Here is an 11,317-nt window from a genome sequence, read left to right as displayed (position 1 = left end):
GGTCATGGGGGTCGCGGAGATCTTCAGGGGGCCTACCCCCGGGCCAGCAACTGGAACTCGAAGGAGTAACGCGAGGCCCGGTAGAGGTGGGAACCGAACTCCACCACGCGGCCCGTCGCGTCGGTCGTGGTGCGCTCCATCGTCAGCAACGGGGCGCCCGGGCGCTCCCCGAGCGGCTCCGCCTCGGCGGCGGTCGCGGCGCGCGCGCCGACGGTCTGGCGGGCGCTGTGCAGGGTGAGTCCGGCGGCGCGCAGCAGCCCGTAGAGACCGGCGCTCTCCATACGGGCGCCGTCCGCGTCGAGCAGATCCCCGGGGAGGTGGTTGCGCAGGAGCGCGAGGGGTTCGCCCCGGGCGGAGCGCAGCCGCTCCAGGTAGCGGACCTCGGTGCCCTCCGCGACGCCGAGGGCGGCGGCGGCCTCGGGGCCCGCAGGTTCGAGCCGGTCGGCCAGGACGCGGGTGGCGGGCCGCTGCCCGGACGCCGCCAGGTCGTCGTAGAGGCTGCTGAGCTCCAGGGGGCGGCGGACGCTGCTGTGCACGACCTGGGTGCCCACGCCCCTGCGGCGCACCAGGAGGCCCTTGTCGACGAGCGACTGGATGGCCTGGCGGACGGTGGGCCGGGACAGGCCCAGTCGGGTGGCCAGGTCGATCTCGTTGCCGAGCAGGGTGCCCGGGGGCAGCGCGCCGCTCTCGACGGCCGCCTGGAGCTGCTGGGCGAGCTGGAAGTAGAGCGGCACCGGGCTGGCGCGGTCCACGGACAGGCCGGGCGGGGACAGGCCGGGCGGGGACGGGGGACGCGGCGGCTGGGGGAGCACGTCCGGGAGCGTAGCCCCGGGGGTCGGCCCCGGGAAGGCGTGGCGTCCTGTTGTCCTGACATTTCCTTGACAGGGCGTCCGTTCCGCACCACCTTGGGGCCATGCGTATCGGACTGATCGGCACGGGACGGATCGGGGCCTTCCACGCGGGGGTGCTCGCCCGGCATCCGGAGGTCGAGGCGCTGGTCCTGGCCGACGCGGACGCGGTGCGGGCGGCCCGGGTGGCGGGGGCGCTGGGGGCCGAGGCGGCCCCGTCGGTCGACGCCCTGCTGGGGCAGGGGCTGGACGCCGTGGTGATCGCGTCGGCGACCGCCGCGCACGCGGAGCTGATCGGGCGCGCCGCCGCGGCCGGGCTTCCGGCCTTCTGCGAGAAGCCGATCGCCCTGGACGTGCCGGGGACGCTGGCGGCGCTGCGGGCGGTGGCGGAGGCCGGCACCGAGCTCCAGCTGGGCTTCATGCGCCGGTTCGACGCCGGGTACCGGGCGGCCCGGGAGGCCGTGGCGGACGGGCGGCTCGGCCGGCTGCACACCGTCCGGGCGGCCACCTCCGACCCGGCGCCGCCGCCCGCCGCCTATCTGCCGCAGTCGGGCGGGCTGTTCCGGGACTGCCTGGTGCACGACTTCGACATCGTGCGCTGGGTGACCGGCCGCGAGGTCGTGGAGGTGTACGCGACCGGGTCGGACGCGGGGCCCGCGATGTTCCGGGAGGCCGGGGACGTGGACACCGCAGCGGCGCTGCTGACCCTGGACGACGGCACGCTGGTGACGGTGACCGGGACCCGCTGCAACGGGGCCGGGTACGACGTGCGGATGGAGCTGGCGGGCGAGCTGGACCAGATCGCGGTGGGCTGGGACGAGCGGACCCCGGTCGAGTCGGTCGAGCCGCTGGCACCACGCCCGCCCGCGAAGCCGTGGAGCGGCTTCCTGGACCGCTTCGGCCCGGCGTACGAGGCGGAGCTCGACGCGTTCGTACGCCTGGTGCGCGGCGAGCGGGACAACCCCTGCGACGGCGGCGAGGCGCTGGCCGCGCTGCGCGTCGCGGAGGCGTGCGCGCTGTCCCTGCGGGAGCGGCGGGTGGTACGGCCGGCGGAGCTCCCGTAGGGGATCTCCGCCGGGCGGGCGGCCGGGGAAACCCCGGCAAACCCCGCGCAGCCTCAGCCCTCCGTCGCCAGGACCGTCCCCTGGGCCACGGCGCACAGGGTCTCGTCACCGTCCCCGTCCACGGTGAGCAGGTCGCAGCGGACGACCGCCTGGCGGCGGCCCGCGTGGACGACCGAGGCGCGGGCGCGCAGGAGCGTGCCGCGGGCCGGGCGGACGTACTGGATGGAGAAGCCCGCTGTCAGGACGGCCGGGCCCAGGGCGGCGCCCGCCGCGAAGGTGAGCGCGTTGTCGGCGGCGTACGAGAGGACTCCGCCGTGCACGAAGCCGTTCTGCTGCCGCAGCTCGTCGCGGATGTCGAGCTCCAGGGTCGCCGCGCCGTCACCGAAGGCGGTGATCCGGGCGCCGAGGAACCGGCTGAAGGGCTGGGCGTCCAGCACCTTCCGGGCCATGTCCAGGTCGAAGTCCACGGGCGTCACCATACGACCGGCAGGCGGCGGGTGCCGCGGATCAGGAAGCCGCCCACCCACTCCAGCGGACCCGTCTCGGGGTCGAGTGCGAGCCTCGGGAAGCGTTCGAGAAGTGTCCGGATCGCTATCTTGCCCTCCAGGCGGGCGAGCGGGGCGCCCAGGCAGAAGTGGATGCCGTGGCCGAAGGCGAGGTGGCCGCGCGGGTCGCGCCGGACGTCGAAGCTGTCCGGCTCCGGGAAGCGGCGCGGGTCGCGGGCCGCGGAGGCGAGGGCGACCAGGACGATGGCGCCGGCGGGGATCTCGGCGCCGCCGAGGGTGAGCGCCTCGGGGGCGAAGCGGAGGGTGGCGCTCTCCACCGGGCCGTCGTAGCGCAGCCCCTCCTCGATCGTGCCGTCGATCAGGTCGAAGTCGGCGCGCAGGGCCGCCAGTTGGTCGGGGTGCGAGAGCAGGGCCCGGACCGTGTTGGAGATCAGGTTGACGGTGGTCTCGTGGCCCGCGATGAGCAGCAGGTAGGCGAGGGCCCGGAGTTCGGGCAGGGAGAGCCGGTCGCCGTCCTCGGCGCGGGTGGTGATGAGCGCGGAGAGCAGGTCGTCGGCGGGGCCCGCGGCCCGCTTGTCCTCGATGAGCGCGTCGAGGTAGCCGCCGAAGCCCTCGACGGCCTGCCGTTCGGTCATGTCGCCGGTCGGCGCGACCAGTTCGTTGGACCAGGCGCGGAAGGAGTCGCGGTCGGCGGCGGGGACGCCGAGCAGCTCGCAGATGACGGTGATGGGCAGCGGGAAGGCGAAGGAGTCGACGAGGTCGGCGCGGCCGTCCGGCTCCATCGCGTCGAGGAGCTCGTCGGTGAGCTGCTGGATGCGCGGGCGCAGCGCCTCGACCCGGCGGCCGGTGAACTCTCCGGCGACCAGCTTGCGCAGCCGGGTGTGGTCCGGCGGGTCGACGATGAGCAGGTTCGGTCCGACGATCTCCTCCTCGGGCAGCGCCATGCCGAAGGCGGAGAAGGACTTGGAGAGGCGCTGGTCGGCGAGGGCGGCGCGGGCCTCCTCGTATCCGACGACGAGCCAGGCGGGCATGCCGTCCGGCATCAGGACCTCGTGGACGGGCCCCTGTTCGCGGAGCTTGGCGTAATACGGGTACGGGTTCGCGGTGAAGTCCGCGCCGTACTCCCCCAGATCGATGACGGCCATCGGCCCAGCCTATGCACCGTCCTCACCCTCGTGAAGATCGAGCAGTCCGGCGTCGTGGACGAGCAGGGCGATCTGGACACGGTTGTTGAGGCCGAGTTTGGCCAGAATGCGCGAGACGTGGGTCTTGACGGTGGGGACGCTCATGTAGAGGGTGGCGGCGATCTCGGCGTTGGAGCTGCCCCGGCCGACGGCGACGGCGACCTCGCGCTCGCGCTCGGCGAGCAGGGCCAGGCGCTCGGCGGCGCCGGCGCGGCGGGGCGGTGCGTCCGGCTGCCCGGCGACATGGCTCATCAGCTGGCGGGTGACGGCCGGCGAGAGCACGGGCTCGCCGGCGGCCACCCGGCGGACGGCGGCGACGATCTCGGCGGGCGGGGTGTCCTTGAGGACGAACCCGGCGGCGCCGGCCCGCAGCGCGCGCAGCACCTGCTCGTCGGCGTGGAAGGTGGTGAGGACGACGATCTCGGGGGCGCCGCTGGTGGCGCGCAGCCGCTCGGTGGCGGTGAGGCCGTCGACGCGCGGCATCCGGATGTCCATGAGGACGACGTCGGGGGCGTGCCGTTCGACGAGGGCGGGCACCTCGGCTCCGTCGGCGCCCTCGCCGACGATCTCGATGTCCTCGGCGCCGCCGAGCATCAGGGCGAGGCCCGCGCGGACCAGGGGGTCGTCGTCGACGATGAGCAGACGGATGGTCATGCGGGCCACGGTAGCCAGGCGCGCAGGGCGAACCCGCCGTCGGGGGTGGCGCCGTGCTCCATCCGGCCACCGGCGAGGGTGGCCCGTTCGGTGAGTCCGATGAGGCCCTGTCCCGAGCCGGGGACCGGCGGTACAGGCCCGGTGGGGGCGGGGTTGCGGACCTCGACGGTCAGTCCTTCGCCGGGGCGGCCGCGCAGGGTGAGGGTGACCTCGGCGCCGGGGGCGTGCTTGCGGGCGTTGGTGAGGGCCTCCTGGGCGATGCGGTAGACCGTGCGCCCGGTGGCGGCGGGGACGGAGCCGGGATCGGTGACGGTGGTGTCGAGGACGACCCGCATCCCGGCCTCGCGGACCTCGTCGACCAGGCTGTCGAGGGTGGCGAGGGTGGGCTGCGGCCGGTCGGCGGCCTCCTCTCCGGGGGCGCGCAGGACGCCGATGATCTCGCGCAGGTCCTGGAGGGCCTCGTGGGCGCTGTCGCGGATGACCCCGGCGGCGCGGGCGACCTGCTCGGGCGGGGCGTCGGGCCGGAACTCCAGGGCGCCGGCGTGCACGCTGAGCAGGGTGAGCCGGTGCGCGAGGACGTCGTGCATCTCGCGGGCGATGGCCTCCCGGGCGAGCCGCTGGGCCTGCTCGAAGCGGAGCTCGGCCTCGGCCTCGGCGCGTACGGCCCGGTCGCGCAGCGCCTCGACGAGCTGGCGGCGGGAGCGGACGAGCATGCCCCAGGCGGTGACGAGGAGGATCAGGACGACGCCGAGGCCGATGGCGACGACGACGTTGACGGTGGGGTCGGGGCGGACGAAGACCTGGACGACGGAGGCGGCCGTGGCGAGGGCGCCGATCCAGGCGACCTCGCGGAAGGGGCGCCGTACGGCGACGCTGAACAGGCTCGCGAGGACGGCGCCGCCCGCGGTGGGCGCGACGACGCTGACCACGGAGAGGGTGACGGCGAGCCCGGCGGGCCAGCGGCGGCGCAGCCAGACGGCGCAGCAGGCGAGGCCGCCGACGATCTGGTCGGTGAGCGCGACCGCCTCGCTGCTGTACGTGGCGCTGGTCTCGGCCGCGAGCAGCCCGACGAAGGCGGCGAGCAGGAAGATCGTGGTGTCGACGATCCAGTCCCGCACGGTGCGCCGCGGCCGGCCCCGTGGACCGGTGCGCTCGGCCCCGGCGGCCGCGACCAGGTGGGAGGGGAGCAGCCAGGTGAGCCGCTCCGGGCGTGCCGTGCGTGTCATACCGGAAATGTACGCAGACGGGGGCGGGGAGCGCGGGGTGGAGCGGCGGGCCGGATACCAAAGTCGCACGGGCGGCGACTTCGGTCGTACGGCGGGCGGCGGGCGGGATACCGGTGGCGGACGCGGCCGGGAGCCCGTGTGGATCAAGCTCGGGGCATGAAGAGGTTTCTTGAGGTCACGGGTTTTCTGGTCATGGTCTTCGGTGTGTGCGGGGTGCTCCGCGAGCTCACCGACGGGTGGTTCAAGCTGATGGGGGTGACCCGGTTCCTGACGGACCACGTGTGGTTCCTGGAGGGCCGGGAGCTGTTCGCGAACATCGTGATCGCGGCCCTCGGCCTGGTGATCATGATCGTGTCGGACCGGGTACCGAAGAGGTCCTGACGGCTAGCGCGGGTCCGCGTCGGCGGCGCGGCGGCCCCAGGTCGTACCGGCGAGGACGAGGACGGCGCCCGCGAGGCCGAGGACGCCGGGGCGGTCGCCGGCCAGGGCGATGCCCGCGGCGGCGGCCCACAGCGGCTCGGTGCCGAGCAGCAGGCTGACCCGGGACGGGGAGGTGCGGCGTACGGCCCACATCTGTACGAAGAAGGCGAAGAGCGTGCAGAAGACGGAGAGGAAGAGCAGTCCGGCCCACTCGCGGGGCCCGAAGCCGAGCGCCGTGGACCAGGGCGAGGCGCCGGTGCCGGGCAGGGCCGCGAGGAGGCCGAAGACGGCGACGGCGGAGCCGAGCTGGACGGTGGTGAGGGAGAGCGAGTCGGCGCTGCGCACGGCCTTGATCCGGGACATCGCGAGGACGTGCACGGTACGGGCGAGCGCCGCGAGCAGCATCAGCAGGTCGCCGAGGGAGGGCGCGGTGAAGCCGCCGCCCTGCGTCAGGAGCACCACGCCCGCGACGGAGAGCGCGGCGGCGGCGAGGAAGGCGCGGGGCGGCCTGGTGCCGGTGACGGCGGCCTCGGCGAGCGGGGTGAGGATCATCGTGAGGCTGATGATCAGGCCCGCGTTGGTGGCGGAGGTGTGGACGACCCCGTACGTCTCCAGGAGGAAGATCCCGGCGAGGATGAGACCGAGGGTCCCGGCGCCGCGCCACTGGGCGGCGCTCAGGGCCCGCAGCCTGCGCCACCCCGCCGCGACGAGGACGGGCAGCACCACCGCGAAGCGCAGGACCAGCACCGCGATGACGGTGTGGGTGGTGGTGATGCCCTTGGCCGCCAGGTAGCTGGCGCCCCAGACGACCGCGACGAGCAGTACGGGCAGGTCGGTGAGCCAGGCGCGGCGCGGCGCGTCGAGGGCTACGGGTACGGCGACGGAGGACATGGAGCCGGCTCCAACTCGATGAACGGGGTGGAGACTTCGACGGCTCGCACGTGGAGGCGATCACCGTAGCGGAACCGGCCCGTGGTGGCTACACCTTGTCAGGGGCGAATCGCTCAGTAGCTCCCGTACGCGGGACGGCCGGCCAGCTCGTACGTCTGGATGGCGACCCCGGCGGCCGTGGTGCGCGCGGCGGTGAGCCGGAAGGCGGTGGGCCTGGCGCCGTCAGCGAAGAGGCGCAGGCCCTTGCCGAGGACGACGGGGAAGACGGCGAGGTGGAGGGTGTCGATGAGGTCGTACTCCATGAGTGTCTTCGCGAGGCCGGCGCTGCCGTGCAGCTGGATCTCGCCGTCGAGCCGTCCCTTGAGGTCGGCGACCTCCTGGGCGACGTCGCCGGAGAGCACGGTGGTGCCGTGCCAGTCGGCGCTGGTCAGGGTGTGCGAGGCGACGTACTTGGGGAGGGTGTTGAGCTTGTGCGCGACCGGGTCGGAGGGGTCGGTGCGCTTGGGCCAGTAGCCCGCGAAGATGTCGTACGTGCGCCGCCCCAGCAGGAAGGCGGTGGGCCGCTCGAAGACCTCGGCGATGAAGCGGCCGAAGTCCTCGTCGCCGTACGGGACGGACCAGCCGCCGAGGTCGAAGTCGCTGCTGGGGTCCTCCTCCGGGCCGCCGGGGGCCTGGTGGACGCCGTCGAGGGAGAGGAACTGGGTGAGGCTCAGGGTGGCCATGACAGGTGCCCTTTCTCTTCCGGACCATCGTGTCTCACCGGTATCGACCGTGCCGCCCGGCGGAACTCATCGGTGCTCGCCTCACCGTCCGTTTCCCGCCAGCGCCGGGACCCCGCCCCGCGTTTGATTGAACTCGCAACGACAACGGACAGTGCGAGGGAGTTTCGACATGGCCGGCATGAGCGGCAAGGCGGTTCTGGTCACCGGTGGCAGCCGGGGCGTGGGGGCGGCGACGGCCGTCCGGCTCGCCCGGGAGGGCGCGGACGTGGCCTTCACCTACGTCCGGGCCGAGGAGCGGGCCCGCGAGGTCGCCGCGCGGATCGAGGCGGCCGGCGGCAAGGCGCTGGCGCTGCGGGCCGACGCGGGGAGCGCGGGCGATGCGGCGGGGGCGGTGGAGTGGGCGGCGGACGCGTTCGGGCGGCTCGACGTGCTGGTCAACAACGTCGGCGTCGGGGTGCTCGGCCCGCTGGAGTCGCTGACCCTGGCCGAGGTGGACCGGGTGCTCGCGGTGAACGTCCGCGCCGCCTTCCTGGCCTCGCAGGCGGCGGCCGCGCGGATGGAGCGGGGCGCGCGGATCGTCACCGTCGGCACCTGCATGACCCAGCGGGTCCCCGGCCCCGGCGGCACGCTGTACGCGACGAGCAAGGCGGCGCTCGTCGGCCTGACGAAGGCGCTGGCGCGGGAGCTGGGCGAGCGCGGCATCACCGCGAACATCGTCCACCCGGGCCCGACGGACACGGACATGAACCCGGCCGACGGCCCGTACGCCGGGGCGCAGTCCGGGATGACGGCCCTCGGCCGCTTCGGCACCGCCGAGGAGGTCGCCGCGATGGTGGCGTTCCTGGCCGGTCCGGACGCGGCGTACGTGACGGGCGCCGAGTTCTCGGTGGACGGCGGGCACGCGGCGTAAGCCGGAGGGCGGGAGAAGGGGCGAGGGCGCACCGGTGCTGTCGGCCGGTGCGCCCTCGTGTGCCGGGCGGGGTGTCGTACCCGCCCAGTTCAGGGGTCCGGGCGGGAGGTCCTCCCCGCCCGGCTCATCAGCCGCCCAGCTCCTGGTGGCGGGCGGTCAGCCGTGCCGCGCCCGCCTCGGTGAGGGAGCCGAAGAGACGGAGGCGGGAGATGCCGCCGTCGGGGAAGATGTCGATCCGCACCCGCGAGCCGACGGCCGGCGTGTCGAGCACGAAGCGGTGGTTGGTGTCGGGCTGGAGGCGGGTCCTGGGCAGGATCTCGGTCCACTCCTCGGAGCCCTCGGCGGCCACGGAGAGCGCGGCCCAGCCGGCGCTGTTGCCCTTGAGGTACGCGGTGTCGATCTCGACGGCGCGGATCTCGGACTCGGCGGCGAGGCTGTAGCGGATCCAGTCGTTGCCCTTGTCGCGGCGGCGGCGGGTCTCCCAGCCGTCGTCCATCTTGCGCGAGCGGCCGGGCTGGATGGTGTTGGTGGCCGGGGAGTAGAAGCGGTCGGAGGCGTCCTCGACCTGGCCGCCGTTCTCCAGGGCGGCGAGGTCGAAGGTGCCGAGCACGCCGAGCCACTTCGGGTCGGGGGCGACCTCGCCGTGGACACGGAGGCGGGCGATGCCGCCGTCGGGGTGCTGGTTGACCCGCAGGTGGGTGAAGCGCTGCTCCACGTCGACGGCGAAGCCGTTGGCGGCGTGGCCGCCGATGGCGGTGCGCGGGACGAGCGTCGTCCACTTCACGTCGTCGGCGAGCAGCTCCTCGGGCGAGGGCGAGCCGGCGACCGAGGCGGCCTCGACGGAGACGGCCTGCGGGTAGTTGCCGCGGAAGTGGGCGGTGTCGACGACGAGGCCGCGGATGACGCCGGGGGCGCCGAGCCGTACGAGGGCCCAGTCGTGGTCGTCCTCGGTGGGGTGCGGCACGGCGGCGGAGACACCACGGCGGCGGCGGGTCTCCCAGCCGTCCATGATCTTGCCCTTGTGGCCGAAGTGCTCGGGGTCGAACTCGGCGGCCTCGGGCTTCAGCAGGTTCTCGCGCTCGGCGAAGAACTCGTCGTTGGCGGCGACGACGCCCGCGCCGAGGCGGCGGTCGGCGAGGTCCGCGTACTGGGTGAACGGGAAGTCCGCCGTGCGGTAGTCGGCGTACGGGTCGCCGCCGCCGTAGGGGCTCGCGTCACCGGTGAAGCTGGGTATGGACGACACGTCAGTTGTTCCTTTCGAGAAGGCGGCCGGAGGGCTCGGCGAGGACGCCGCGGTCGGCGATCCGCTCTCCGCGCAGCCAGGTGGAGGTGACGACGCCGTACAGGGTGCGGCCCGCGTAGGCGGTGACCCGGTTGCGGTGCTGGAGCTCCGCCGGGTCGACGGTGAAGGTGGCGTCCGGGTCGACCACCGCGAAGTCGGCGTCACGGCCGGCCTCGATGGCGCCCTTCTGCCCGAGACCCGCGAGCCGGGCCGGCGCCTCGGACATCCAGCGGGCCACGTCGGTGAGGTCGTGGCCGCGGCGGCGGGCCTCGGTCCAGATGGCGGGCAGGCCGAGCTGGAGGGAGGAGATGCCGCCCCAGGCGGAGGCGAAGTCGGGGGTCTTGAGGTCGGCGGTGGACGGCGAGTGGTCCGAGACGACGCAGTCGATGGTGCCGTCGGCGAGGCCCTGCCAGAGCAGGTCCTGGTTGGCCTCCTCGCGGATGGGCGGGCAGCACTTGAACTCGGTGGCGCCGTCCGGGACCTCCTCGGCCGTGAGGGTGAGGAAGTGCGGGCAGGACTCGACGGTGATGCGTACGCCCTCGGCCTTGGCGGCGGCGATCAGCGGCAGCGCGTCGGAGGAGGAGAGGTGCAGCACGTGGACGCGGGCGCCGAGGCGACGGGCCTGGTTGATCAGGTTCTCGATCGCGGTGTTCTCGGCGACGCGCGGCCGGGAGGCGAGGAAGTCGGCGTACTTCTCGCCGCTCTTCTGAGGGGCGGCCGCCAGCTCGTGCGGGTCCTCGGCGTGGACGATCATCAGTCCGCCGAAGCCGGCTATCTCGGCGAGCGAGGCGGCCAGCTGGTCCTGGTCGAGCTGCGGGAACTCGTCGACGCCGGACGGCGAGAGGAAGCACTTGAAGCCGAAGACCCCGGCGTCGTGCAGGGGGCGCAGGTCCTTGACGTTGTCGGGCAGCGCGCCGCCCCAGAAGCCGGTGTCGATGTGCGCCTTGGGGCGGGCGACCTCCTGCTTGACCCGCAGGTTCTCGACCGTGGTGGTGGGCGGCAGGGAGTTGAGCGGCATGTCGATCAGGGTGGTGATGCCACCGGCGGCGGCGGCCCGGGTGGCGCTCCAGAAGCCCTCCCACTCGGTGCGGCCGGGGTCGTTCACATGCACGTGGGTGTCGACGAGTCCGGGCAGGACGACGTCGTCGCCGACGTCCTCCAGCCGGGCACCGGCCGGTACCTCGGCGTCGTACGGCAGCACGGCCGCGATCGTCCCGCCGGCGACGGCGATCGAGGCGGCGCGCGTCCCCTCGGGAGTGATGACGCGCGTCGAGCGCAGGACCAGGTTGACGTCCACCCGTACCCCTTCTTCCACGAACTTCTTCCACGAAGCAGAAATTCAACGAACTGTTGAAGGAGTCTTCACGCGAGACGACATGTCGTCAAGGGCACACTTCCAGCATGGGCGACTCTTGAACCTCGCTTGGATGTTTCCACAGAGTGGAATATAAATTTCGTACAGTAGAACGTAGCTCCGTACATGCGGGGCCGTCCACCAGGCCCCCCGCCGACCGCCGACACCGGACAAACACCCCCCTGACCGGCGCGGACGCCGGAACCGGGCCGTGTGTCCCGGCCACCCGCCCGGTAGGCTGCTGCCTTGCCCGCCT

At 73.8% G+C, this 11,317-nt stretch carries 12 protein-coding genes; 3 read left to right on the top strand and 9 right to left on the bottom strand.

The features are described 5' to 3' along the window. Positions 1 to 32: 32 nt before the first annotated feature. Complete coding sequence (locus ABTZ54_RS27520; protein WP_351668092.1) at positions 33 to 812, bottom strand: GntR family transcriptional regulator; 780 nt, start codon at positions 810 to 812, stop codon at positions 33 to 35. A gap of 101 nt (positions 813 to 913) precedes the next feature. On the opposite strand from ABTZ54_RS27520, the gene ABTZ54_RS27515 reads away from it, so the two are divergent. Further along, positions 914 to 1,912: a Gfo/Idh/MocA family protein gene (locus ABTZ54_RS27515; RefSeq protein ID WP_351668090.1), complete on the top strand. Its 999-nt coding sequence runs from the start codon at positions 914 to 916 to the stop codon at positions 1,910 to 1,912. Positions 1,913 to 1,965: 53 nt separating this feature from the next. On the opposite strand, the gene ABTZ54_RS27510 is transcribed toward ABTZ54_RS27515, so the two are convergent. Genes ABTZ54_RS27510 through ABTZ54_RS27495 form a run of 4 tightly spaced genes read right to left on the bottom strand, consistent with a single transcriptional unit; the run spans position 1,966 to position 5,482 of the window. Continuing rightward, the gene (locus tag ABTZ54_RS27510) at positions 1,966 to 2,391 is read right to left on the bottom strand and encodes a PaaI family thioesterase (protein WP_351668088.1); all 426 of its coding nucleotides are present in this window, start codon (positions 2,389 to 2,391) and stop codon (positions 1,966 to 1,968) included. Beyond that, entirely contained in the window at positions 2,385 to 3,563 is a 1,179-nt protein-coding gene (locus ABTZ54_RS27505) for a cytochrome P450 family protein (protein ID WP_351668086.1), read from the bottom strand. Before ABTZ54_RS27505 ends, ABTZ54_RS27510 begins: the two co-directional genes overlap by 7 nt. A gap of 9 nt (positions 3,564 to 3,572) precedes the next feature. Further along, positions 3,573 to 4,256 carry a response regulator gene (locus ABTZ54_RS27500; protein ID WP_351668084.1) on the bottom strand — a complete coding sequence of 228 codons (684 nt, stop codon included), beginning with the start codon at positions 4,254 to 4,256 and terminating at the stop codon, positions 3,573 to 3,575. Then, positions 4,253 to 5,482, bottom strand: a complete 1,230-nt coding sequence (locus ABTZ54_RS27495; RefSeq protein ID WP_351668082.1) for a sensor histidine kinase — start codon at positions 5,480 to 5,482, stop codon at positions 4,253 to 4,255. Before ABTZ54_RS27495 ends, ABTZ54_RS27500 begins: the two co-directional genes overlap by 4 nt. Positions 5,483 to 5,638: 156 nt before the next feature. On the opposite strand from ABTZ54_RS27495, the gene ABTZ54_RS27490 reads away from it, so the two are divergent. Continuing rightward, positions 5,639 to 5,863: a hypothetical protein gene (locus ABTZ54_RS27490; RefSeq protein WP_351668080.1), complete on the top strand. Its 225-nt coding sequence runs from the start codon at positions 5,639 to 5,641 to the stop codon at positions 5,861 to 5,863. 3 nt (positions 5,864 to 5,866) lie between these two features. Here the strand turns inward: ABTZ54_RS27490 and ABTZ54_RS27485 are convergent, their stop codons facing one another. Both ABTZ54_RS27485 and ABTZ54_RS27480 read right to left on the bottom strand, forming a co-directional pair. Next, positions 5,867 to 6,793 (bottom strand): DMT family transporter, encoded by a 927-nt coding sequence (locus ABTZ54_RS27485; protein ID WP_351668078.1) that lies wholly within the window; start codon positions 6,791 to 6,793, stop codon positions 5,867 to 5,869. Between the two features lie 113 nt (positions 6,794 to 6,906). Further along, on the bottom strand, positions 6,907 to 7,515 hold the full coding sequence (locus ABTZ54_RS27480; RefSeq protein ID WP_351668076.1) for a dihydrofolate reductase family protein: 609 nt from the start codon (positions 7,513 to 7,515) through the stop codon (positions 6,907 to 6,909). 169 nt (positions 7,516 to 7,684) lie between these two features. On the opposite strand from ABTZ54_RS27480, the gene ABTZ54_RS27475 reads away from it, so the two are divergent. Further along, positions 7,685 to 8,425 (top strand): SDR family NAD(P)-dependent oxidoreductase, encoded by a 741-nt coding sequence (locus ABTZ54_RS27475; protein WP_351668074.1) that lies wholly within the window; start codon positions 7,685 to 7,687, stop codon positions 8,423 to 8,425. A 127-nt stretch (positions 8,426 to 8,552) separates the two neighbouring features. On the opposite strand, the gene alc is transcribed toward ABTZ54_RS27475, so the two are convergent. Together alc and allB are read right to left on the bottom strand one after the other, a co-directional pair. After that, complete coding sequence (gene alc / locus ABTZ54_RS27470) at positions 8,553 to 9,668, bottom strand: allantoicase (RefSeq protein WP_351668072.1); 1,116 nt, start codon at positions 9,666 to 9,668, stop codon at positions 8,553 to 8,555. A 1-nt stretch (position 9,669) separates the two neighbouring features. Then, a complete protein-coding gene (gene allB / locus ABTZ54_RS27465) occupies positions 9,670 to 11,004 on the bottom strand; it encodes an allantoinase AllB (protein WP_351668070.1) in 1,335 nt (444 codons plus the stop codon). Positions 11,005 to 11,317: the final 313 nt, after the last annotated feature.

It is taken from the genome of Streptomyces sp. NPDC094032 (assembly GCF_040303965.1).
In the GTDB taxonomy this organism is placed as follows: Bacteria; Actinomycetota; Actinomycetes; order Streptomycetales; family Streptomycetaceae; genus Streptomyces.
This window is presented reverse-complemented; position numbering and strand designations above follow the sequence as displayed.